Below are 24,646 nucleotides of genomic sequence, written 5' to 3' on the forward strand. Positions count from 1 at the left end.
ATAGCCATTTGGCGGATATTTCTCCCGCGTCGTTTCCTCTACAGTGTTGCCATTAAGAGGAAACGAATATGCCAGGTTCTACGCTAAAGATATCGTCTGCTGCGATTGCGTTAATTAAAAAAAATCAGGGGCTTTCCCTGGAGAAATATCGCGACATAAACGGGATATGGGTTATCGGATATGGTCACGTCATCCACCCGCGGGAAGATTTTCGCCGTCTTATCACCCCCATCGAGGCAGAATATTTGCTCCACGGCGATTTGCAATTATGCGAGGCGCTGCTGCGGGAAAATGTGACGCTCCCCTTAACCCAACAGCAGCATGACGCGCTGATAGTAATGATATTCAGCTTCGGTGAGACACCCCTGGCGAAAGCGCTGCTTCAGGCCGTTGAGCGGGTGTAGTACATGGCCGCCTGCGTTCTGTTTTTGACATCCAGCCGACGGAAAAGCGCTTCCAGATGGGCTTTTACCGTTGCCGCGCTGATATTCAGGCTGCGGCTAATTTCCTTATTTGACTCCCCGGCGGCCAGGCGTTTCAACACTTCACGCTGACGCTCGCTTAGCGTTAATAATGCCTCCTGCGAAGCCTGCTTCCTGAGCCACTCCCCGGGAAAACAGATCATCCCTCTGGACACGGAATCCAGCACGGCGGCGAATCGTTCCGGGTTCGCATTGCGGGGAATAATCGCCATCACGTTTCGCTGCATCATCTGCTCGCCCCATCTGGACTCTTTTCTCGCCAGAACCATCACCACGCGGAGTGCCGGGAAGCGATGTATGATTTCCTCCAGAAAAGCGATGCCCTCTTTCTGAATTAAATCCCCGTCAATCATCACGATAGCGGCGGGTGACGCGGACAACTGCGCCCATAATTCATCAGCCTGACTGGTCCCCGTCATATCTATTTCCGGAATTAACTTTTGCAGACTGTGTATCGCTCCATGAATAAATATCGACTGCCTGTCAAACATGATTACTCGCATCGTTTTTCTCCCTCTGAGAATAGCGAGGGGGGATTCTACAGAGGCATTATTTGAGAAAAAACTCAATGAATGGAGAGGTTACAAATCCACCCGTTTTCTTTATATCTACCCCTATCTGGACACATTTGTCTTAAGGATTTCCTTAAGAGGTTCCGTCCCCTTAAGCGTGCGGCTTAGAGGAACATACCGCCTGACACTTCAATACGTTGCGCGTTCATCCAGCCCAGTTTGTCGCTAAGCAGGGCGGCAATGGCATTGCCAATGTCGTCCGGCAGGCCCACGCGACCCAGCGCCGTCTGCGACGCCAGCAGTTGATTAAGCTCGGCGTTGTCACGCACGCGTCCGCCGCCAAAGTCGGTTTCAATCGCGCCGGGGGCGATAATGTTGACGGCGATCCCGCGAGCGCCCAGCTCTTTCGCCTGATAGCGGGTCAGCACTTCCATCGCCCCTTTCATCGCCGCATAGGTACCCGAGCCCGGCTGGGTGAAACGGGCCAGACCACTGGAGACGTTCAGAATGCGCCCACCATCCTTTATCAGAGGCAGCAGGGTCTGAGTCAGGAAGAACGGCCCTTTAAAGTGGATGTTCATTGCGTCATCAAACTGGGCTTCCGTCGTCTCGGTATAGGGTGCATATAACCCCGTGCCCGCGTTGTTTAATAAATAATCAAAGGTGTCACGTTGCCAGACCGTCTTCAGGCTTTCCTGCACTTTTTTAGCAAAGTCTCCGAAAGTGGCGATTTCGCCGACGTTAAGCCGTAATGCCACCGCCTTAACCCCTTTTTGCTCAATTTCACGCACGACGTTCTGCGCTTCCCGCTCGCTGCTGTTATAAGTCAGGATGATCCCCGTCCCTTCTGCCGCCAGCTTCAAAACCGCGTTTTTACCCAGGCCACGGCTACCACCTGTCACTAATGCAATACGTTCACTCATGAGAAACCTCGTTTCGGCTGTTATGGAGATTGAGAAAGAGCTTATTAGGTGATAGAAAATCAATAAAGACAGTGGATAACGCTTCACTGTTTCATTAGTAACAACAATGAGCGCCGCCTATGGATAAAATTCACGCAATGCAATTGTTCATCCGTGTCGCAGAACTGGAGAGTTTTTCCCGCGCGGCGGAGACGCTGAGCCTGCCAAAGGGCAGCGTTTCGCGGCAAATCCAGGCGCTGGAAAACCAGCTGGGCACCCAGCTATTGCACCGTACCACCCGTCGCGTCAGCCTGACGCAGGATGGGATGGTCTATTACGAACGCACAAAAGATCTGCTGGCAAACCTCGACGAACTGGACAGCATGTTCCTTCACGACCCTTCCAGCATCAGCGGACGGTTGCGTGTCGATATGCCCGTTGGCGTTGCGCGAAATTTAGTCATCCCCAAACTGCCCGCCTTTCTGCAACAGTATCCCGGCATCGAACTGGAACTCAGCAGCAGCGACCGTCTGGTGGACGTGATTCGCGAGGGGTTTGATTGCGTGGTGCGCGTGGGCACGCTGAAGGATTCAGGGCTGATAGCCCGACCGCTGGGCAAGCTGTCCGTCATCAACTGCGCCAGTCCGGCGTATCTGACGCGCTTCGGCTATCCTGAGACGCTGGACGATCTGGCTTCACATGCGGTGATCCACTATGCCGCCACGCTGGGCACACGCCCGCAGGGCTTCGAGTTTTATAACGGCAGCACGACGCAGTGGGCCAAGTCGGGCGGTGTATTAACGGTCAACAGCACGGAGACCTACCAGGCTGCCTGCCTTGCGGGGTTAGGCATTATTCAGGTTCCGCGGGTTGGGGTGCGTGATTTACTGCGCACGAAGAAACTGGTTGAGATCCTCCCGCAGTACCGGGTGGAACCGATGCCCGTTTCGCTGATTTATCCTCACCGCCGTAACCTCTCCCGCCGGGTACATCTGTTTATGGAGTGGCTAACTGAACTCACGAAAGCTTACGTGGACTAGTCGCAAGCTATAATTCAAAAACACATCCAGCTCAACGAAAAGGAAAATGCGCGTGACGCCGGAAAACAATCCGCAACGACCGACTCAACATTTAGAGTATGAACCCATCAAAAAGATGGAAACCGAGCCTGACGCGCCCGCAACGCCTGGGACAGCCAGCAAAGCGCTGGGCACGGTTACCAGCATGGCAGAAAAGATCCAGCAGCTCCCCATGATTGCGCACCTGATACGCGCCACGGAACGGTTTAACGACCGCATGGGCAATCAGTTTGGGGCGGCCATTACTTACTTTTCTTTCTTATCGATGATCCCGATCCTGATGGTGTCGTTTGCTGCCGCCGGTTTTGTGCTGGCATCACACCCGACGCTGCTGCAGGACATTTTCAATAAGATCCTGATTAACGTCAGCGACCCAACGCTCGCCTCCACGCTGAAAAGCACCATCAATACCGCCGTACAGCAGCGTACTACCGTCGGTATCGTCGGTTTACTGATTGCCCTCTATTCCGGCATTAACTGGATGGGCAACCTGCGTGAAGCCATTCGTGCCCAGTCGCGCGACGTGTGGGAGCGCACGCCGCAGGATCAGGAGAAGATTTGGGTTAAGTATTTTCGTGATTTTGTATCGCTGATTGGTCTGCTCGTGGCGCTGATCGTGACGCTTTCCATCACTTCCGTTGCAGGCTCGGCGCAGCAGATGATCATCTCCGCGCTCTATCTCGATTACATCGAATGGCTGAAGCCCGCATGGCGCGGGATTGGCCTGGCTATCTCCATTTTTGCCAATTATCTGCTGTTCTTCTGGATCTTCTGGCGCCTGCCGCGCCATCGTCCGCGTAAGAAAGCGCTCATTCGCGGGACGCTCATTGCGGCGATTGGCTTTGAGGTGATCAAAATCGTAATGACCTACACCCTGCCGTCGCTGGTGAAATCCCCGTCCGGCGCGGCGTTTGGCTCCGTACTGGGGCTGATGGCGTTCTTCTACTTCTTCGCTCGCCTGACGTTGTTCTGCGCGGCGTGGATCGCCACTGCCGAGTATAAAGATGACCCGCGTATGCCGGGAAAAACCCACCGCTAAGCCCCCTGTCGGGCTGATATTTCAGCCCGACCAATCATTTCAGCATATAAATCCAGACCGTAACTTTTATTTAACCAAAAACCAGTTTTAATCACTAATATTTGAAAAGTGTGAAGCATTTCATGGAAGATATTTCTCTGGTCTGAAAATTATCCGCTTTTTGTTGCTTTTATCACCGCCTCGCGACTTTGTAACAGATTGAAATGTCGCTTTTGCTATGCGTAATATGGCCTTTCGTTCGTCCAAAAATAAGAAAATATTATGCAAGCAACAGCCACAACACTTAACGAAGGGGCGGAAAACGTTCCGGTCAACTCGCGTAACAAAGTTGTCGTCGCATCGCTGATTGGCACCGCCATTGAGTTCTTCGACTTTTATATTTATGCCACCGCAGCGGTTATCGTCTTCCCGCATATTTTCTTCCCGCAGGGCGACCCGACGGCGGCAACGCTACAGTCTCTGGCAACCTTCGCTATCGCCTTCGTAGCGCGTCCAATTGGTTCAGCGGTCTTTGGTCACTTTGGCGATCGCGTTGGCCGCAAAGTGACGCTTGTGGCGTCGCTGCTGACGATGGGGATTTCGACCGTGGCCATCGGTCTGCTGCCCACTTACGAAACCATCGGCATTCTGGCCCCGGTTCTGCTGGCGCTGGCGCGTTTTGGTCAGGGTCTGGGCCTGGGCGGTGAATGGGGTGGCGCGGCGCTGCTGGCTACCGAGAACGCCCCGGCGCGCAAGCGTGCGCTGTATGGCTCATTTCCGCAACTGGGCGCACCGATTGGCTTCTTCTTCGCGAACGGCACCTTCCTGCTGCTCTCCTGGCTGCTGACGGATGAACAGTTCATGAGCTGGGGCTGGCGTATTCCGTTTGTCTTCTCTGCCGTACTGGTGCTGATTGGTCTGTATGTGCGCGTCTCTCTGCACGAAACGCCGGTCTTTGCCAAAGTCGCAGCAGCGAAAAAACAGGTAAAAGTACCGCTGGGAACGCTGTTGACCAAACACGTCCGCGTGACCGTGCTGGGCACTTTTATCATGCTGGCAACGTATACGCTGTTCTACATCATGACCGTCTACTCAATGACGTACAGCACCGCCGCCGCGCCGGTGGGGCTGGGTCTGCCGCGTAACGAAGTGCTGTGGATGCTGATGATGGCGGTGATTGGCTTTGGCGTGATGGTGCCGATTGCGGGTCTGCTAGCGGATAAGTTTGGTCGCCGCTCAAGCATGATTGTGATCACCACGCTGATTATTCTGTTCGCGCTGTTCGTCTTCCCGCCGCTGTTGGGTTCCGGTAGCCCTGCACTGGTGATGGCGTATCTGCTGATTGGCCTGAGCCTGATGGGCCTGACCTTCGGCCCGATGGGTGCGCTGCTGCCGGAGTTGTTCCCGACGGAAGTGCGTTATACAGGCGCGTCGTTCTCCTACAACGTTGCCTCTATTCTGGGCGCGTCCGTTGCGCCGTATATCGCTACCTGGCTGCAGGCGAACTATGGTCTGTTCTACGTGGGCGTCTATCTGGCGGCCATGGCAGCACTGACGCTGATTGCGCTGCTGCTGACGCACGAGACTAAGCATCAGGCTCTGTAATACACTGCGGCCTGATGCCCTCACCCCGGCCCTCTCCCATGTACGGTCCGGGGACATGGTAGACAGGTGTTCGGGGACATGGTGAACACTTTTTAACATCCTTTACCCATGGTGATCGACTTTTTCTTCAGGTCGATCACCCCCACTTTCGTGCTGTACCACCACACCTCGTAGCTGCCGTCTTCCTGCGTCTCCTTCAGCCCGACCCGTTCTCCCCTGAACGCCTTGCCTGCGCTCAGACTTACCCCTTTCACGCTCAGCTTTCCGCTGATATCCACTTTCCTGACCATCACGCCCTCGTCGTATTCCGGGGGCGTGGTGTTGCCGCTGTATTGTCGTGCAGACGGCTTATACCGCGAGCCCGGTACCGCCATATCCAGCGCCTCATGCGGGCGTTCAAGGTTGTACACCGTCCGCCAGTGGTCGAAGGCGCGCTGCAGTTCACCCTCGCTCGCGAACCACTTGCCCTGCAGCACTTCCGCCTTCAGGCTGCGGTGAAAACGCTCCAGCTTGCCCTGCGTCTGCGGATGATAAGGCCGGGAATGCCCCACCCGGATACCGTGGCGCATCAGCCACAGCTCCAGCGCCGTCCAGGTGCCGGTGGTGTCTCCCCACGGTGAGCCGTTGTCCATCGTCATCCGGTCCGGCAGGCCGTAACGTTCAAACACGCTGACCAGTTGCTGCTGCACGGTCTCGCGCCGTTCATCGGTACAGTGCGCCAGGCACAGGGAAAAACGGGAATGGTCGTCCAGGAGGGTGAGCGGATGGCAGCGGCCACCGCCAAAGGGAAAGTGGCCCTTAAAGTCCATCTGCCAGAGGCGGTTCGGCGCGTCGTGTTCGAAGCGTCCCGTGGCGGGAATGCCCGGTGAAGTGCCCGGCAGCAGGCCGTGACGGGCCATCAGGTTATGGACGGTGCTGAAGGCGGGCATGGTGTGCCCCTGGTCTTCGAGCCAGCGCTTTATCTTGCGTGCGCCCCAGCGTTGATGGCGGTCATGGGCCATACGCAGCAGGGCAGTGATGTCGTCAGATGAGCGGTTCGGGGAATGGTGCGGTATGCGCGGGCGGTCCTGAAGGCCGGCGGCCCCTTCCTCCGCCCAGCGGCGAAGCCACTTGTAGCCGGTGGCCGGTGAAATGCCGAAGCGACGGCAGAGGGAACGGATGTTCGCCCCGTCCTGCGAGGCGAACAAAACAAACTCGGTACGTAATGACATGGTATCTCTCGCATCCCAGGGCATAAGCGACTCCATAAACGGGTTCTTATGCCTTAGTTGTAAGTGTCTACCATGTCCCCGAACAAGTGTTCACTATGTCCCCGGACCGTACACCCACAGGGAGAGGGAGAAAGGGAGCTACTTCTTCATCTGCGACAAAATGTTCCGGCACTGATTGGCATCCCCTTCTGACGGCGAAATCAGCGCCAGCAGCGCCGCAGCGGGCGTCACCAGCGTGGCAAGCGCTGCCGCTACCGCACCGCGCGCAATCAGCGGCCCGGGCTTCACGCCCGCCTGCGGATTTTTGAAGGTGCCGCGCACGTAGAGCGGCGAGCGCAGGGTGATGATACGTATCCCCTTACTTTCCGGGTCGATGGTGAGATCAAGTTGCTCAGAAGCCATACTGGCCGTCCCGGTCACGTTGATCACCGCATTCTCCGTATCGAAGGCGAAGATCTGCGGGCGCGCCACGCCGTTGACCAGATCCACGTTTGCCGCCGCACAGTTCACGCGGACTTCATCGTCGCCGAAAATCTGGCCGATGATAAAGTTACCGACGTTAAGCCCCAGAATTTCCATCAGGTTGCGGCTGATCAGCCCGTCGTTCATCAGCAGTTTCAGGTTACCATTACCGCTGCCCAGCAGCGCCGCCACGGAGTTGCCCACGCCGCGAATGTCGGCATCGCCGTTCATCTCACCGAGGGTTTTCTGCATCAGTTCGACGTCAGGCATCAGCTCTTTTAGCTTAAGCCTGCGCGCCTGAATCTCTGCCCGTCCCTGCATCGGCTTTTTGTCGCCTTCCAGATGAATGTTCGAGGAAATCGTTCCGCCCGCCATGCCAAACTTCAAAGGCTGCAGGCGCAGATCGGCGTTTTTCAGGATGATATGCGTCGAGAGATCGCTCAACGGCAGCGTGCTGCCATGCTCAATTTTGCGCCCTTTGAAGCGGACATCGGCATCCATCACGTCCCACTTATCGGTCTCAAAGCGATCGTAAGGCAGCACTTTTCCCGCAGGCTGGATGTCCTTTTTCACCTCTTTTGATTTGGTGCCTTTGCCGGAATCCACGCCAATCAGCGGGCCGAGATCGGCCAGACGCAGCTGGCGGGATTCCACATCCCCTTCCAGTTTCGGACGCGGCTTGCCGGTGGTGTAGGTCAGCGAACCGTGAATATCGCTGTCGCCAATGCGGCCGTTGAAATCCTTGTAGTCAAAGACCGACGATTTCTCGGTGTCGATTTTTGCCACCAGATGCCCGTCCGTTTCAAACGGTGGGGTATCCGGCAGCAGCACGCCGGTCAGTTCATACAGCTCACCCAGCGAATCGCCGGCAAACTTCAGCTGCAGGTCAACACCGCCCATGTTCATCGGGTCGTTAACCGTGCCCACGAACGCCACGCGGGTGTTGCCGGAACGGAAATCCGCCTGCACCGGGAACGGTGTGCCCTCGCTCCTGAGCGCCAGCATGCCGCCAATTTTCCCTTTCCCGGTCAGCGGCTGGTCGTTATAGCGCCCTTTTGCCGTCAGACCGAAGACGTAATCGCCCGCTTTGGCGCTGTCGCCTTTGGCCTTGCTGCCCGTGACTTCGCTAAACGGCAGTGGCTTGCCGAGCGGATCGACCAGGATCTCCACGTCTGCTTTGCTGACCTTATCGTCAATGGCGATCCGCCCGCGATCGAAAAGAATGTTATCGAGGCGGAATGACCACGAAGAGGGCTGCGCATTGGGATCTTTCTCGCCGTCGCTGGCAAGGTTAAACGTCCAGTTGTTGTTCTTTTCAGAAAGGCGGATCAGGCGTGCGTCGGGCTGCTGGAGTTTGATCCACGGCAGGTAAACCGTTTTGGTCAGCAGCGCGAGCGGTGCCAGCGTGGCTTCAACGCGCGGCAGGTGAACCATTGTCACGTCAGGGATGTCCGGCGGGTTGCCAAGAATAATGTCATCGGCGTGAACGTGCGGCCAGGGCACCCAGCTTCGCCAGCCGGTCTCCTCTTTCTGCCGTTCCCATACCACACCCAGATCGCCGCGTATAGCAAAGGGTCGGTTCAGTTCAGTTGAGACTTTCTGGTTGATGGTCGGCTTAAGACGGTTCCAGTCGAATGTCGCAATAATGATGATGGTGACCGCGATCAACAACAAGAAAATCCCTGAGATCCAGGCGATAACCCTGGTTGTCTTTGTCATTTTTGTCCCCTTTCCTGATGACCTGTCCTGTAAAACTATAGTCCAGACAAAGGGAAGCGGGCAGTTCAGAGCGTCGTTATCACCGTTTCGAGCGTATCCATCGGCACCGGACGAGAGAGGAAGTAGCCCTGCGCAGCGGCGGCAGGAGAGTTTTGCACATCACGCCACTCTTCCAGCGTTTCAATACCTTCAACAATCACGCCCTGGCAATAGCGATTCATCAGCTGCAGCAGCAGCGTGAACAGGTTTCGACCTTCCTGCGTCTGGCGCAGCATGATAAAGAGGTCGCGGGCCACTTTGATGTAGTCGTAACGAACTTCGCTAAGGGCCGAGAAGTTCGCCATGCCGGTGCCGAAGTCATCCAGCCACAGCGGGCCAAACTCGCACATGGAGGCAAATGAGGAGTCCTGCGGCAGGCGGACATGCTCCACCAGTTCAAAACGCATCCATGGCAGGGAGGCAATCAGCGCCTGCAATTTCTCGTTCTGGCGCAATGCCAGCAGAGTTGGACCGTCTACATTGACCGACGCAAGGATATTGTGCCGGGCGAAAAATGCCTGCTTCGTTGCCAGCATCCGGAGTTGTTCTTCCAGCACATCCAGTCGCTGGCGAACCGCCACCTCCGCAAAATAGCGGTCAGGCGCAATGCGCTGTGAAGGATTCGATGGGTGTGTAACGACCGTTAAAATCTCAATCGCCATCAGCCGACCATCGGTGCGATAGATGGGTTGATAGGTGTACGCTCGATCACATTGCAGCCAGTAGCGATGCTCCTGCAAGTTCTCAATACTTGCCTCTGGCGTAGTGTTCAGCCGCTGGATAACCTGCTCTGACTTCATTTCAGATGTCCTGTTGTATGGGATGACCTTTTTGGACTCGTCACTGGGTTATCGGCGCGCTAATTGAGAACTTTATGTTCAATTAGCCGGGAAAATGAAATTAAGATGACAGAAATTTGCAGGAACACGCGCTGGCTCAAAAAAAATATTGGAACGTCGTTTTAATATGGTTGACCACAAAATCCACTCAACGCACACTACCGTAAATTACTCTGTTCAGGTTCACGACTATGTCCAAAAAAATTGCCGTGATTGGCGAATGCATGATTGAGCTGTCCCAAAAAGGCGAGGAAGTCAGCCGCGGTTTTGGTGGCGATACATTAAACACATCTGTTTATATTGCCCGTCAGGTTGCTCCTGACGCACTGAGCGTGAACTACGTTACTGCGCTTGGGACGGACAGCTTCAGCGAGCAGATGCTGGCGTCCTGGCAGAGCGAGAATGTTCACACCTCCCTTATCCAGCGTATGGAAAACCGCCTGCCGGGTCTGTACTACATCGAAACTGACAGCACCGGCGAGCGCACCTTCTACTACTGGCGTAACGAAGCCGCCGCCAAATTCTGGCTGGAAAGCGATGCCGCCGCCGCCATTTGCGAAGAGCTGGCCACCTTTGACTACCTCTATCTGAGCGGGATCAGCCTGGCGATCCTGAGCCCGGAAAGCCGGGAAAAGCTGCTGTCTCTGCTGCGCGAATGCCGCGCCAACGGCGGCAAGGTGATCTTCGATAATAACTATCGCCCTCGCCTGTGGGCCAGCCGCGAAGAGACGCAGCAGGTTTATCAGCAGATGCTGGAATGCACCGACATCGCATTCCTGACCCTGGATGATGAAGACGCCCTGTGGGGTGAGAAGCCCGTGGATGAGGTTATCTCACGCACTCAGGCTGCTGGCGTGAGCGAAGTGGTGATTAAACGCGGTGCGGATTCATGCCTGGTTGCCATCGCGGGCGAAGCGGTGGTTGAGGTACCTGCGGTGAAACTGGCGAAAGAGAAAGTGATTGATACGACGGCGGCGGGAGATTCTTTCAGCGCGGGGTATCTGGCGGTACGCCTGACGGGTGGGACACCTGAAGCGGCGGCACAGCGTGGTCACCTAACGGCGAGTACCGTGATTCAGTATCGCGGGGCGATTATTCCGCGTGAGGCAATGCCTGTTTAAATAAGGTGCGGGCTGATGCCCTCACCCTAACCCTCTCCCATGTACGGTCCGGGGACATGGTAGACAGGTGTTCGGGGACATGGTGAACACTTTTTAACATCCTTTACCCATGGTGATCGACTTTTTCTTCAGGTCGATCACCCCCACTTTCGTGCTGTACCACCACACCTCGTAGCTGCCGTCTTCCTGCGTCTCCTTCAGCCCGACCCGTTCTCCCCTGAACGCCTTGCCTGCGCTCAGACTTACCCCTTTCACGCTCAGCTTTCCGCTGATATCCACTTTCCTGACCATCACGCCCTCGTCGTATTCCGGGGGCGTGGTGTTGCCGCTGTATTGTCGTGCAGACGGCTTATACCGCGAGCCCGGTACCGCCATATCCAGCGCCTCATGCGGGCGTTCAAGGTTGTACACCGTCCGCCAGTGGTCGAAGGCGCGCTGCAGTTCACCCTCGCTCGCGAACCACTTGCCCTGCAGCACTTCCGCCTTCAGGCTGCGGTGAAAACGCTCCAGCTTGCCCTGCGTCTGCGGATGATAAGGCCGGGAATGCCCCACCCGGATACCGTGGCGCATCAGCCACAGCTCCAGCGCCGTCCAGGTGCCGGTGGTGTCTCCCCACGGTGAGCCGTTGTCCATCGTCATCCGGTCCGGCAGGCCGTAACGTTCAAACACGCTGACCAGTTGCTGCTGCACGGTCTCGCGCCGTTCATCGGTACAGTGCGCCAGGCACAGGGAAAAACGGGAATGGTCGTCCAGGAGGGTGAGCGGATGGCAGCGGCCACCGCCAAAGGGAAAGTGGCCCTTAAAGTCCATCTGCCAGAGGCGGTTCGGCGCGTCGTGTTCGAAGCGTCCCGTGGCGGGAATGCCCGGTGAAGTGCCCGGCAGCAGGCCGTGACGGGCCATCAGGTTATGGACGGTGCTGAAGGCGGGCATGGTGTGCCCCTGGTCTTCGAGCCAGCGCTTTATCTTGCGTGCGCCCCAGCGTTGATGGCGGTCATGGGCCATACGCAGCAGGGCAGTGATGTCGTCAGATGAGCGGTTCGGGGAATGGTGCGGTATGCGCGGGCGGTCCTGAAGGCCGGCGGCCCCTTCCTCCGCCCAGCGGCGAAGCCACTTGTAGCCGGTGGCCGGTGAAATGCCGAAGCGACGGCAGAGGGAACGGATGTTCGCCCCGTCCTGCGAGGCGAACAAAACAAACTCGGTACGTAATGACATGGTATCTCTCGCATCCCAGGGCATAAGCGACTCCATAAACGGGTTCTTATGCCTTAGTTGTAAGTGTCTACCATGTCCCCGAACAAGTGTTCACTATGTCCCCGGACCGTACACCCACAGGGAGAGGGAACAAAGCACCAGGGTCTTACTGACCTTGCGGAATATCGCTCGCATCCTGGTGCAAATCATCCGCCGATGCAGCCTGTGCAGGCTGCGCTTCAGGCGCCATGATCGCATCCCAGGTCGCTTTCAGTTCCTTCATGTTATATTCCGGCTCGCCTTGCGGCTGCAGCAGAATCAACGCCATATCCTGCGATAGCTGCTGACGTAAATCCTGATTTAACATCTCGACGGTCAGACCGCTGAGGAAATCCTGGCGTAGCTTTTGATACTGCTCCGGCGCGATATCGACCACCTGGTTTTGCAGGGAGCGAATACGCTGGCTAATCAGGATATCGGTATCGGCGCGAGCATAGGTGGCAAACAGTTTCTGCAGCTCAAGTGATTTCTGCGCGACCAGCGCGTTGAATTCCTCTTCAGAGAGCCCCTCTTTACGCACTTTTGCCAGCTCTTTCGCCACCACGCCCAGGTTCGTATTCAGCTTATCGCCCGGCGATTCAACGTTAATGGCGCACTGCGCACGCTGGAACAACACCCGGCAGTCAAAGCCCAGACCAATATTCTTCGCGTTGTTTTTACTGAGCGTTTGCTGAACATGCCAGAACAGTGCTTCACGCGCCAGGTCTGCACGCCAGTAGCGCAGCAGCGCGGCGGATTCGCGAATAGGCTGCCAGGCGGTGTCCCACATCATAGAGAGACGATCCTGTCGCACAGTGTCCGTCATGATGCTGACAGATTCAGGACGCAGCGGCGAAAGGGTCGGTACGGGCGCAGGCGTTTCACGCTTGCCTTTAAGCTCACCAAATACTTTGTTGATTTGCTCGACGACCGCACGGCTATCCACATTACCGACCACGATCAGGGTCATCGCATCCGGGGTGTACCATTTCTGGTAGAACGATTTGACCTGCTCGGCATCCACAGGCTGCTTCAGCGGCTCTGCCGGATCGTGACCGAGCAGCGTTGACCCTTTCAGGCGGTAGCGCCACCAGCCCTCTTTGGTATCGACAGGCCAGGTCGCCACCATGTCACTGTTGCTCAGCGCATAGTTGACGGTTTCCGGCGTCACCGACAGGTTACCGGTGGCGTCGGAGAGATAGGTCAGCGCTTCTTTCAGCAGGTCGTTACGGTTATTTGGCAGACTCAGGTTGAACATGGTGTAGTCGTATGACACAACCGCAGGGGGAAGAGGACGTTTCGGGTCGATGGCCTGTTGCCAGAGTGAACGCACCTGTACCGCCTGCAAACTGCCGCTCTGGGTGAGCGCCAGTCGAGGAATAAAGTGGCTGAAGCCAGTCTGCTGGGTGCTTTCAGTGAGGGAACCGGTATTCACTGACAAACGAATTTCAATACGATCGCTGGGACGCTGCGGAGTCGCTAACAACTGCCACTGAAAACCATTCGCCAGGGTCCCTTGTTGCCAGGCCGGGTCTGGCTGGAGCGCATCTGCCTGCACATAACTGGCTGCTGCCATCATCAGCAAACCGCCGGTTAAGAGTCGAATTTTTGTGCCCTGCATGTGAACCCCTGATCAACATTCCTGGTTAAAAAGAGTGTCTCTTGACGTGAGCACTCTAAAGATGACGATGAAAACACTCCGATTAGACCGCGTGTTAAGCCAAACGTCACGGAGGGAAGTGAAATATACCCAAAAAAAATCTTGTCGAAGTATGACAGGTATGAAGCATTATTATGCGCAGGAGCCCGCATCCCGACAAGGGAATGCGGGCAATTATGACGTGATTAAGAGGATAAACCTGCTGATTTGCTGTCAGTTGGGCGATTATTTAACGTATCGGTGAGCTTTTTGTGATCCAGCTCTTTTACCCATTTCGCCACCACCACCGTAGCCACACCGTTACCCACCAGGTTGGTTAAGGCGCGCGCTTCAGACATAAAGCGGTCAATACCCAGGATCAGCGCCAGGCCAGCCACCGGCAGGTGTCCCACCGCTGAAATGGTCGCCGCCAGCACAATGAACCCACTTCCGGTAACACCCGCCGCCCCTTTCGAGGAAAGCAGGAGCACCACCAGCAGGGTGATTTGATGGAAGATATCCATATGGCTGTTGGTCGCCTGGGCGATAAACACCGCGGCCATCGTCAGATATATCGATGTGCCGTCCAGGTTAAAGGAGTAGCCCGTCGGGATCACCAGCCCCACCACCGACTTCCGGCAGCCCAGTTTTTCCATCTTATCGAGCATACGCGGCAGCGCCGACTCAGAGGACGAGGTACCCAGAACAATCAGTAACTCTTCGCGGATGTAGCGGATGAACTTGAAGATGCTGAACCCCGCCGCACGGGCGATTGAGCCCAGCACCACCACCACAAACAGAATACAGGTGATGTAGAAGCAGATAATCAGCTGACCCAGTTGTACCAGCGTGCCAACGCCGTATTTACCGATGGTAAACGCCATCGCGCCGAAGGCACCGATCGGGGCCAGACGCATGATCATGTTGATGATGCCGAAGATGACCTGCGAGAAGCTTTCAATGACGTTGAAGATGAGCTGGCCTTTGCTGCCCAAACGGTGCAGGGCAAAGCCAAACATCACGGCAAACAGCAGCACCTGCAGGATATTGCCACTGGCGAATGCGCCGATAACGCTGCTCGGAATCACGTCGAGCAGGAAGGCGACAACCCCCTGATCTTTCGCTTGCTCGGCGTAAACGGCTACCGCCTTCGCATCGAGCGTGGCCGGGTCAACGTTCATTCCCGCGCCAGGCTGAACGACGTTAACAATGATCAGGCCGATAATCAGGGCAAGCGTACTGACCACTTCGAAATAGAGAAGCGCCACTGCACCGGTACGTCCGACCGCCTTCATGCTTTCCATGCCAGCGATACCCGTCACCACCGTACAGAAGATGACCGGGGCAATGACCATTTTGATGAGCTTCACGAATGCGTCGCCAAGCGGCTTCATTTGTGCGCCCAGTTCAGGGTAGTAGTGGCCAAGCAGAATACCGACTGCGATGGCTGTCAGGACCTGAAAGTAAAGGCTTTTGAAGATTGAGGTTTTCATAGGGTGTCCTTGGGAAGAAAAACCACAGGCTTTTTAAGGTTATGGTTAACCTGCGGCTCTAAAATAACACCCGCATAACAGGACAGAAATAAACCAGGTTCAAATTTGAAACACAAATGTTAAGAACTTTGAGCTGGCTCGCACAAGCCAGCAACAAAATTACACTTTTGCGTTATTGCCCACGTCGGCAAGGTAGCTTTTTTCGAAGATATCCGACGGTACGGCACGGCCAAATAAGAAGCCCTGACCGCCCTCCACACCCGCTTTAGCCAGCCAGTCTCGCTGGTCTTCATTTTCGATACCTTCAGCAATCACATGCAGGTTGAGACTGCGCGCCATCTGGATAATGGCCTCGACCATACTGCTGTCTTCCGGTAGCCCATCGACAAAGGTTTTGTCGATTTTCAGCACGTCGACCGGCAGCGTTTTCATATGCTGAAGCTGCCGCAGTCCGGCGTAGCCCATACCGAAATCGTCCAGCGCGATGCGAACACCCGCGTTACGCAGCGGTTTCAGGATCGCCACGGCTTCGTTCGGGTCGTCAATACGACGGCTCTCCGTCACTTCCAGAATCAGCGTGTCCGGCTGGATGCGATAGCGGTGGATCAGCTCCAGCAGCTCCGACACCATGGTCGGGTGCATCAGCTGTAAAGCGGAGAGGTTTACCGACAGCGGCAGGGTGATGCCCCGCTCCTGCCAGGCCGCAAGCTGGCGGCAGGACTCTTCCAGCACCCAGTACCCCACGCTGACCATCAGGCCACAGGATTCAATCCGCTCTATCAGCCCCTCAGGCAGCTCCCACGAGCCATCCGGCTGCTGCATACGCAGCAACGCTTCGGCACTGTTCACTTCACCGGTGAGTAAATTGACCTGCGGCTGCAGCCAGATGGCAAACTGGCGGTTGTCCAGCGCGGTCAGTATGTCGCTCTCTTCGGTCAGACGCTGCTGCGCCTTTTCCATCTGCTCCGGGTCGAAGAACTGGATCTGATTCTTCCCTTTGCGTCGCGCGGTGAAGGCCGCCGAGAATGCGCGACGGTAAAGCTGCTCTGCCGTCAGGTCGCCGTAGAACATCGCAATCCCGATACTGGCGCTTGGACGAAGCTGGATCCCCTGAATCGGTAACCGCTCATTAATGACAGTGAGCACTTGCTGACCTAGCGTAATAGCGTGCCATGGCTCTTTCACCCCATGCGCAATGATCACCAGGTCATAGCCGCTAACCTGAGTCAGCACCATGCGCGGGGCAAGCACCGATTTCACCTTTTCCACCAGCGTCAGGAGCAGCATTTCACGCTGGCTCTCCTTGAGCACGCCCGCCGTATCCTGCAAGGTTTCGCAGGCGACCACCATCAGCGCGGTGGTCTGTTGGCGGGCAACCGTCTGCTCCAGCATCGCCATCAGGAAGGCTTTATTTGGCAAATCGGACACCGGGAAACGGGTGGCACTGATATTGAGTTCATCCTGCTGGCGCATAATGCGCTGTTGATTGATGTTGTAGCTGCGCACCAGCATGCCAATTTCATCGTCATGATGCAGACGCGGCAGCGCAATCTGGTGGCCTATCTGCTCCTGCGGCGGGAGATCGTTCAGCTCTCTGGCGATGCGGCGTAACGGATGCACAATCAAACGGTTAATACACCAGGTGAGCGCGACGCTCAAAATAAGCGTCAAAAGTAAGTAAGCAGTCACTAACGTCGCAACCCAACTCATGACAAACTTATACATGCGATAGGAGTCTGACTGAAGGACAAGGTAGGCTAACGGCTGAGGGTTGGCCGGACGTTCCAGTGAATAGATGGGCAGGGAAATTTGCACCGGTAGCTCAAACATGCGCATGACCATGACCGGGACGGGGCGTTCAGGAATGAAGCGCATCCGTAACGCCTGAAACTGATTAGGCAGAACGACATCCGCGCGGCTGACAATACCCGCAGGCTGGATGCGTTTTAAAATGGTTTCCGCGTCGGGAATGTCCCCTTTCAGGATCGCGGCCGACAGCGGCTCACGCACCTCACGGGCAATACTTTCGAGTTGCGAAGCCGTGTTGTAGCGATTCTGCTGTACGGCATGAAACAGCAAAATAACGCTGAAGAGAAAGACAAACAGCATCGTGACGGCTGAAACCATCGCCATCTGTTTGATCGTTAAAGAACGGCTAACACGCAAAATGACTCTCCACAGAACTCGAAGCGCAGGGCGCACCAGGGAGTGAACCTGGTGCGCCTGAGTATACCCGATTGCTGCACTTTTAAGAGAGACTTACAATTGGATTAAGTTAAATCCGATTACCAGTCGGCGTAAGGGACCAGCGGCTCTGGCGGCAGGTCCATATCGCCCTGCCAGCCTGCAGCAGAATAACGCACGTAGAGCAGCGCATGGCTCGGGGTATAGTCTTTTGCTTCCTGAATATCCACGCCCAGACCGACAAACCAGTTGGAGGTCACGCGGCGCTCGATAATCGCCCTCGCGGTATAACCTGTACCGGAGGAGCTGCTACCGGTTTCCATTTCGCCTCTGTCGGTATAGCGGCCAGGCTCATCGGTTGGGATCAGACCCTGTTTCGGATAACGCAACTCATCTTTCGTCTTCGAATGCGACCAGGAGACCGAACCGCCCAGCTCCCATGACCAGTTCTCAGTACGCTTACGCCAGGTGACGGGCAACGCAAAGGAGACATACTCCTGCGGACTGTAGTAGCCACCTTGTCCCAGCGTGTAGCCACTGAGATCTTTGTCGTAATGCCAAAGCATGTTAGAGACACCGACCGTCAGACGTTCGTTGTTCTCGTTGATCAGCTTGTAGTAATAGCCGGTCATCCAGCGGATGCGCCAGTTATCTTCCACATTTTTACCGGTCAGGCTGTCCATGTTCAGGCTTGACCAGACGCCGTTCGCCTCACCTTTGTCATAGCTTACGCTCACACCGCCGCCGGTCGAACGGACGCCGCCCCAGGTGGTGTTGGTATTGGTATCTTTTTGCCCGGCGAAGGCCAGCACAGAGCTGGAGATAGGACGACGATGCGCGTTCAGGGTGTAGCCAATCGGCCCCAGGTCACTGCTGTAGCTCACACCGCCGACCACATCCACCACGTCGAAGCCCATTGGCGTCGTACCCAGATCCCACGCCCAGGTTTTATTCTGCCAGCCCACGGCCACGCTAGCGCCGTTCGCTGACTGGTTCGTGTTGCCGCTACATGGCGTTTCGGCACAGGTACCCCATTTCGGATCGTAGGTGCCGTTACTGGTGGCAAACGAGCCAGCGTCCATATTGACCAGATCGCTTCGGAAGAACATGCGTCCATCTGACAATGGCGCATCGACCTGCAGCATCGTGGTATGCGCTTTCAGGTCGGAATAGCCACCGGTGCCGCTGGAGCCCCAGTAGTCGTGTTGCAGCGTGACGTTCACATCCTGCTGGCGATACAAATCACCGGCATCGCTGCGCACGCCGCGCTTCAGCCAGTCGTCTTTTTCATCATTTCGCGTCAGGCGGGTGAAGCTGTCGTTATCCGCCGGGCGAGTTGACGTGATGCCGGACGACACCATCGCATCTTTATAGGTTTCCAGCGCCTGCTGCGGCTGGCCGTTCTGGGCCTGGAATCGTGCCGCATCACGCAGCACCAGCGCATTGTCCATCGATGCGGGCTGCGATTTGGCCTGAGGGAGAATCTTGCTAAAGGTTTGCTCTGCGGCGGCAGAATCGCCCAGGCCAGCCTGCGCCATGGCGATCCGACGTTGCATATTGAGCGACGTCGGTTGACCATTTTGCGCGGCAGGCAGTTTCGCCAGCTCGGCACGCGCCGCGTCTTTATCACCTTGCGCGATATAAACTTCGGTCAGTCCGAGGAGCGCATCTTCGTTTTGCGGCTCACGCTGGAGCACGGTGCTGTAGGCCGCTTTCGCGGCGTTATGATCGCCACGCTGTTCTGCCCAGTCTGCCAGCGTTAAATCGATACGTGTGGATGCTGGCTGCTGACGAAGCAGGTCTTCAGCCTCCTGCGCTTTCCCGCTGTCACGCAGGCGGTTAGCGGTTTCCAGCACCTGATTGCTCTGCAGTCGGTCAGCCAGCTCCTGAATATTGCCGTTCCACTTGTCGCGCGGCAGGGTATCCAGATGCGCCAGCGCGGCGCGATCCTGATCGTTCCCCGAGAGATACAGCCCGTTGGCGTAGACCTGATCCGGATCGCCCGGCTTCTGGCTTGCCAGCTGGCGCATGAGAGTATCCGCCTGACTGCGCTGACCCGCGCTGTAGAGATCCCGCGACAGACGGTAGGTGATCCATACGTCTCCCGGCGAGAGCGCAAGGCGACGACGCTGAATTTCTGCGGCCTGGGCGTATTGTCCCTGGTTTTCCAGCTGCTCTGCCTGCGCGGAGAGCTGTTCGTTGGTCAGGCTACGTTCAATATCATCTATGCTGCGACGCTGGCTGGCCGAGAGTGACTGAATAAACTGCGTCGCCTTCTCCGGCGACTGCGCGCGATACACATTGGCGAGGCCGCGTACCGCATTGCTGTTGCCGCTGTCCATGCGCAGCGCCTGACGGTAATACCGCTCGGCGGCGTCGTTATCTTTGCGCGCGGCAGCGGCATCGCCCAACCCCAACACCGCATAACTGTCGGTATTATCGATATTGCGCGCCTGTTGGAAATAGCGCTCCGCCTGGGCAGTGTTGTTAGCTTTCAGCGATGCATCACCCTGTTGAATCAGCAGCCAGTAGCGGTTGACCTTCAGCAGGCTGTCCCACTTGCCCCGATTATCGCTCTGCGGATCGAGGGCGATTGCCTTTTCAAACTGCGCCACCGCACGAGCGCGGTCACCTTTTTGTGAATAGGCCTGGCCCAGCGCGCCCACGGCTTCGCTGTCGGTATGGTTGGCACTGACCGCTTTTTGCAGTTCTGCCACCGCTTTACCGCCCTGCCCGGCATCCACTGCGGCTAGCCCTTCGGCTTTGGCGCGGAACGTTGGGTCGGCAAGTTGTTTTTGCTGTGCGTCAAGCTGTGCCCGCGCCGCCGTCACGTTGTCGCCATCACTAAACACCGTGAGGTATTTCTGCAGCGCGCTGACGCTGGCACTGCTGGCAGGCTGATCTTTAATTTGCTGATACCACATATCAGATGCCTGATTGCGGCCATTGTTGGATTTCGCCATCGCCTGCAACACCGCAAAACCTTCATCGCGGCGTCCGCTCTGGAACAGGAGTTGCGCCAGCGCAGCCTGCTGCTGCGTATTGCCCGGATTACTGGCATTAATCTTCTTCAGCTGATTAATGGCGGCATTCCGTCTGGCGGGCTCTTTGGCTACAAGCGTCCAGTATTCTGCTGCCAGGTCGCCATCCGGCGGATCGCCAGCAAACAGTTTGTCATAGGCGGCAATGGCTTCCTGCGTATGACCTGTCGTCGCCAACAGGCGAGCCTGCTGCAAGGCCTGGCGGCCATCCGGCGTGGAGAGCAGCATCGTGTTGCGGGACGTTTTGTATGCGCTGGAGCTCGGCGCCATGCCTTTCAGGCGGTCCAGCTCTTTTTGCGCGCCCGCGTTATCTCCCTGACGTAAGAGATAACGGAAACGTGCGGCAATCACGTCCGGGTTATTCGGGTCGATCAGCTCCAGGCGGTAAAGCGACTGGCGAACCAAATCCTCACGCTGCGTCGATTCGCCCAGACGAACCTGCTCCAGCAACTGTTGCTGCTGGGGGGAATTGGCGGCCCCGACCATTGGCATCAGTGCCAGGCCAAGCGATAAACTGAGTAGATTTATTGTGAACTTGCGCATTCCTGGCCCCAATCCGGTATTAATTCACCCTGTGTGGTGAAGCGAAAACGATGCTGATCCCACCCTTGCCCAAAGAGGGTCAGTACATAGCTGTAATAGGCATTATTATCAGGAAAACGATCGGCGACGCGCTGTCGTTGCACTGCCTGCGCGTCCCGATTCTGTAAAAAAGGTAGCAGAGAGGCAGAAAAACCGACCGGGCCTTTATCCGTCCGTTTTCCGGTTGCCACGTCTACTTTCTCCGGCGGTACACCCTGCTTTGCCGTCACCGTTGCCATTGGCTTAAAGCGTGCCAGCAGCTGAGCCTTCTGCGGGTCTTTATCATTCATCATGCCCACCCAGAGATAAACGCGGATGGCGTCGTAGCTGCCCACCAGCGATTTATCCTGACCGAGCTGCCAGCCTCTGTTTTTCTGGTACTGCACCCAGTTCGGGGAGAAGCCTTTCGGTGCCGTCTCCAGCAATAAACGCAGATTGGTTTCACGAAGCGTGGTCCACGGCGTACCAAATCGGGTGAAATAGTTCGCTAGCTGTGGCGGGAGGTAGCTGGGGTTAAAGCGCCAGGCGTTCTCTTCGGCAAATCCGGTTTTACCCGGCAGCAGCATGAAGCCCAGACCCGGCACTTTCACCACTTCCTCGCTGACGATGCGTTTAAGCAGCCCCTTGCCTGTGCGGGTGTAGTCCTGATTTTTCCACAGCCGCCCTGCTTCCAGCAGCGACCAGGCAATCCAGATATCGGCATCGGACGCGGAGTTTGGGTCGATAACCGCCCAGGTCTCTTTGTCCTTTTGCCCCCACAGCCAGGCAGGCAGGTTGGTCGCTAAATCGCCCCCGGCGAGATTATCGCGCGTCCACGCCAGCAGCAAATCGAACGCTTTACGATCGTTTGCTGCCAGGGCAAAGAACAGCGCGTAGCTTTGCCCTTCAGAGGTGGTAATTTTTCGCGCGTCACTGGGATCGATAACGCGCCCGCTTTCGCTGATGTAGTCCTGTTTAAACTGTTCCCAGGCAGGCCAGCTACAGGCGGCGCGTAGATTTGTCGCCGCCAGCATCAACACGGCGAATACACACCAGCGAAAGCCTTTCATCACAGCTTACTCATGATCCGGATTCAAACGACGACGGCTGATGATACGCAGCAGACGCCACAGCACCCATGCCAGCAATATCACACTCACTGCAGCCAGAATCGCCAGCAGGACCGGATGATTGGACAAGGCATACCACAGACGTTCGAACCACGGCAGATGACCGACATAATAGACATCGCCGACGCGCAGGCTATTGACGCCCGCCTCACGGATAACGGAGACAGAACCAAACATGGCGGCCCGTTTACCGCTGTCGTTCATGGCCGAATTTAACAGTTCATACCCGCGAGGGCTGTCTGCCAGCAGGGCGATCACGCTGCGCTGGTCGTTGTACGGTGACTGGAAGCCCACGATTGCCGCCATCGGGCCCGTTGAGCTTACGCTGGTTTTAACACTGGCCTGGCGGTCACCGCTGTCCGGCATAATGCTTGGGAACTCGGTCTGGCGCAGCGGCGTGTTAACCCACGACTGGGCAGCCTGCACCAGCAGATCGACGCGTTTATCATCCTTCAGCTTATCCGGAATGGTGCCAATGACCATGATATCGGCATCTTTGTTCTGGATTTGGCTACCATCGTCGGTGAGCGAGACGTTGACGGCCGGTAAACCGGTTTGCGACCCAACGGTCCCCATCGTATTCAGCAGCGTCGACACCTGACCCTCATTTGGCGCTTTCGGCATCACAATAATCGACTCAGACAAATCGGCCATGCGGCTGAACGGGAAGCTGGCGTTGGCAAACGCACGCAGATCCGGCATCGCGATAAAGTGATAATACTTCGAGAAGTCGATAGTGGACTCATCGCCAATCACTACATGGTTCTGTACCGGCTGGAAGGTGATGCAGTTATCGACCGAACCGCCAGGCATCGGGTTCATATACTGGAAGTCGAAACGCAGCTGGTTTATCGCGCCAAGCTTCAGCGCCGGGATGGATACATCGGTTTTACCGTCCAGCAGCCCCTGCAGCACAGGCAGGCGGAGCATCAGGCGGTTGGTTTCCTGGTTGCTCGTCAGACTGAATGATTGCAGGAACTGGTTGTTCAGGCTGATATCCATCCGCGAGCTGTCTTTGGTCGACGGCGCGGTGTAACGGTAGTTCAGGTTGATATCAATACCGTTGGTGCGCAGCAGATACAGATCGGGCGGCAGATTCATCGACAAACTGACAGGAGAAGGCTCAAGGCCGGTCGACTGCAGTTGCTCTTCGTATGTTTTCAGCTCGCCGAAGCTAATAGGGCGAACGGTACGCACCCAGTGAGGGGCATCGTAAGGCTTACGCGGCAGCAGCGGTTTCACCTCGTCCACCACAACGCTGTTTCCCCGGAAGAGAACATTCCCTTGCGCAATGCCTTTTGCCGCCTGCACCAGATCTTTCTCATCACGCCCGAAGACGACCAGCAGCTTCACATACGGATTGTCCGGGTGGTTGATCATTTCAATCGTCGGCGCTTTCACGTCCGGGTGTTCACGCAGGAACGCCGGGCGTTTGGCGTTAGTGGCAAACACAATGGCGTTTTTGTCCGGCATTTTGTCGTACATGACCGGGAAGCTCTGGCCGCGCCAGCCGGAGCGAGAGCCAAACCAGGAAGCCACGATGGTGGCGGCAAGCTGTTCCGTCACATCAGGCGCACCGGCAAAGACCATCGGCAGGTTTAACGGGCGATTGTCACGCGGGTCGAAGAACGGGACCGGGAAGGCCGAGAGATCGTTTTTCAACGCCAGCGGCTGATAGGTCAACTGCAGCGAGGAGTTACGACCAATATCCATCCACAGCGTGTTGCTGGCCGGGTTTTCACACACATCGCGATAGTGGCCGACGAATTCCAGACGGACACGGTTGAAGTCGGTGATGAACAGCGGGTTGATTGGCACCTGAGCCAGGGTTTTCTTACCCAGCTGCTCTTTGGTAACCGGCAAAACGTCCATCAGTTCATCGTTCAGGTAGACCTTGAGCTGAGACTGAACGGGCAGCAGTGACGGTGACGGCGTGTATTCCAGATTCAGCACCGCATTCGATACCACTTCATCGCTACGCATCCCAAACTCAACGCCGCCATTAGGATTGATGCCACGCAGCACCATGCTGCCCGGCGGCGGGGCAATCTGGGCGAACGACAGCTTCACATCGCGCGACGGCACATTTTCGGCGACGACAGGCGCACTGGCACCACGTACGCCTGGCATCACCTGCCCAACGACCTGGCTGTCGGCAGATAAGGTATTTCCCGCCGTCGGCTTATTCGGGACCACGTTTTCCGTTTGCCCCGGTGCTGCCGTGACAACAGGATCGGTCGCTTGCGCGACCACCGGAACCGTAGGGGCAGGTGTGGCCGCTGCGTTATCAGGCGCTGCGTTAGCCATTGTTGTAGGGAGCGCACTCATCCCCATTGCCACTGCACATAACCAGGAAAGTTTTGTTTTCATCGCGTTATC

The 24,646-nt window shown here is 56.6% G+C and carries 17 protein-coding genes; 5 read left to right on the forward strand and 12 right to left on the reverse strand.

Annotation, left to right across the window (positions count from 1 at the left end):
* The first annotated feature begins 68 nt into the window (after positions 1–68).
* Positions 69–404, forward strand: coding sequence for a lysozyme (locus ACOQH0_RS21880; protein ID WP_421511186.1), 336 nt, complete (start codon positions 69–71; stop codon positions 402–404).
* On the opposite strand, the gene ACOQH0_RS21885 is transcribed toward ACOQH0_RS21880, so the two are convergent.
* The gene (locus ACOQH0_RS21885) at positions 383–985 is read right to left on the reverse strand and encodes a response regulator transcription factor (protein ID WP_421511187.1); all 603 of its coding nucleotides are present in this window, start codon (positions 983–985) and stop codon (positions 383–385) included. The genes ACOQH0_RS21880 and ACOQH0_RS21885 overlap by 22 nt on opposite strands.
* Before the next feature lie 173 nt (positions 986–1,158).
* Positions 1,159–1,917, reverse strand: a complete 759-nt coding sequence (locus tag ACOQH0_RS21890) for an SDR family NAD(P)-dependent oxidoreductase (RefSeq protein ID WP_421511188.1) — start codon at positions 1,915–1,917, stop codon at positions 1,159–1,161.
* A 119-nt stretch (positions 1,918–2,036) separates the two neighbouring features.
* Between ACOQH0_RS21890 and ACOQH0_RS21895 the strand changes: the two genes are divergently transcribed.
* The 3 genes from ACOQH0_RS21895 (at position 2,037) to ACOQH0_RS21905 (ending at position 5,598) form a co-directional block, all read left to right on the forward strand.
* Positions 2,037–2,936, forward strand: coding sequence for a LysR family transcriptional regulator (locus ACOQH0_RS21895; RefSeq protein WP_421511189.1), 900 nt, complete (start codon positions 2,037–2,039; stop codon positions 2,934–2,936).
* Between the two features lie 52 nt (positions 2,937–2,988).
* A complete protein-coding gene (gene yhjD, locus ACOQH0_RS21900; protein ID WP_421511190.1) occupies positions 2,989–4,014 on the forward strand; it encodes an inner membrane protein YhjD in 1,026 nt (341 codons plus the stop codon).
* Positions 4,015–4,275: 261 nt separating this feature from the next.
* A complete protein-coding gene (locus ACOQH0_RS21905) occupies positions 4,276–5,598 on the forward strand; it encodes an MFS transporter (RefSeq protein ID WP_010426025.1) in 1,323 nt (440 codons plus the stop codon).
* Between the two features lie 92 nt (positions 5,599–5,690).
* Here the strand turns inward: ACOQH0_RS21905 and ACOQH0_RS21910 are convergent, their stop codons facing one another.
* The 3 genes from ACOQH0_RS21910 to pdeH all read right to left on the reverse strand — a co-directional run bounded on the left by ACOQH0_RS21910 (position 5,691) and on the right by pdeH (position 9,829).
* On the reverse strand, positions 5,691–6,833 hold the full coding sequence (locus ACOQH0_RS21910; protein ID WP_421510610.1) for an IS481 family transposase: 1,143 nt from the start codon (positions 6,831–6,833) through the stop codon (positions 5,691–5,693).
* Positions 6,834–6,947: 114 nt separating this feature from the next.
* Positions 6,948–8,990 (reverse strand): AsmA family protein, encoded by a 2,043-nt coding sequence (locus ACOQH0_RS21915; protein WP_421511191.1) that lies wholly within the window; start codon positions 8,988–8,990, stop codon positions 6,948–6,950.
* Positions 8,991–9,055: 65 nt separating this feature from the next.
* Positions 9,056–9,829 (reverse strand): cyclic-guanylate-specific phosphodiesterase, encoded by a 774-nt coding sequence (gene pdeH, locus ACOQH0_RS21920; protein ID WP_421511192.1) that lies wholly within the window; start codon positions 9,827–9,829, stop codon positions 9,056–9,058.
* 230 nt (positions 9,830–10,059) lie between these two features.
* Here pdeH and ACOQH0_RS21925 point away from each other — a divergent pair, with 230 nt between their 5' ends.
* Positions 10,060–10,989: a sugar kinase gene (locus ACOQH0_RS21925; protein ID WP_089599343.1), complete on the forward strand. Its 930-nt coding sequence runs from the start codon at positions 10,060–10,062 to the stop codon at positions 10,987–10,989.
* 93 nt (positions 10,990–11,082) lie between these two features.
* Here ACOQH0_RS21925 and ACOQH0_RS21930 read toward each other — a convergent pair whose 3' ends face one another.
* The 7 genes from ACOQH0_RS21930 to bcsB form a co-directional block, all read right to left on the reverse strand.
* Positions 11,083–12,225, reverse strand: coding sequence for an IS481 family transposase (locus ACOQH0_RS21930; RefSeq protein ID WP_421510610.1), 1,143 nt, complete (start codon positions 12,223–12,225; stop codon positions 11,083–11,085).
* A gap of 121 nt (positions 12,226–12,346) precedes the next feature.
* Positions 12,347–13,840, reverse strand: a complete 1,494-nt coding sequence (locus ACOQH0_RS21935) for a M16 family metallopeptidase (RefSeq protein WP_416719867.1) — start codon at positions 13,838–13,840, stop codon at positions 12,347–12,349.
* A 224-nt stretch (positions 13,841–14,064) separates the two neighbouring features.
* Positions 14,065–15,351, reverse strand: coding sequence for a dicarboxylate/amino acid:cation symporter (locus ACOQH0_RS21940; protein ID WP_010426035.1), 1,287 nt, complete (start codon positions 15,349–15,351; stop codon positions 14,065–14,067).
* Positions 15,352–15,510: 159 nt separating this feature from the next.
* A complete protein-coding gene (hmsP, locus tag ACOQH0_RS21945) occupies positions 15,511–17,517 on the reverse strand; it encodes a biofilm formation regulator HmsP (RefSeq protein WP_411777831.1) in 2,007 nt (668 codons plus the stop codon).
* Between the two features lie 119 nt (positions 17,518–17,636).
* Entirely contained in the window at positions 17,637–21,119 is a 3,483-nt protein-coding gene (gene bcsC, locus ACOQH0_RS21950; protein ID WP_421511193.1) for a cellulose synthase complex outer membrane protein BcsC, read from the reverse strand.
* On the reverse strand, positions 21,101–22,207 hold the full coding sequence (bcsZ, locus tag ACOQH0_RS21955) for a cellulose synthase complex periplasmic endoglucanase BcsZ (protein WP_421512387.1): 1,107 nt from the start codon (positions 22,205–22,207) through the stop codon (positions 21,101–21,103). The genes bcsC and bcsZ overlap by 19 nt, the downstream gene beginning before the upstream one ends.
* A gap of 6 nt (positions 22,208–22,213) precedes the next feature.
* Complete coding sequence (gene bcsB, locus ACOQH0_RS21960; protein WP_421511194.1) at positions 22,214–24,637, reverse strand: cellulose biosynthesis cyclic di-GMP-binding regulatory protein BcsB; 2,424 nt, start codon at positions 24,635–24,637, stop codon at positions 22,214–22,216.
* Positions 24,638–24,646 lie beyond the last annotated feature (9 nt).

This window comes from Enterobacter sp. JS8-1 (assembly GCF_049187015.1).
Lineage (GTDB): Bacteria > Pseudomonadota > Gammaproteobacteria > Enterobacterales > Enterobacteriaceae > Enterobacter > Enterobacter mori.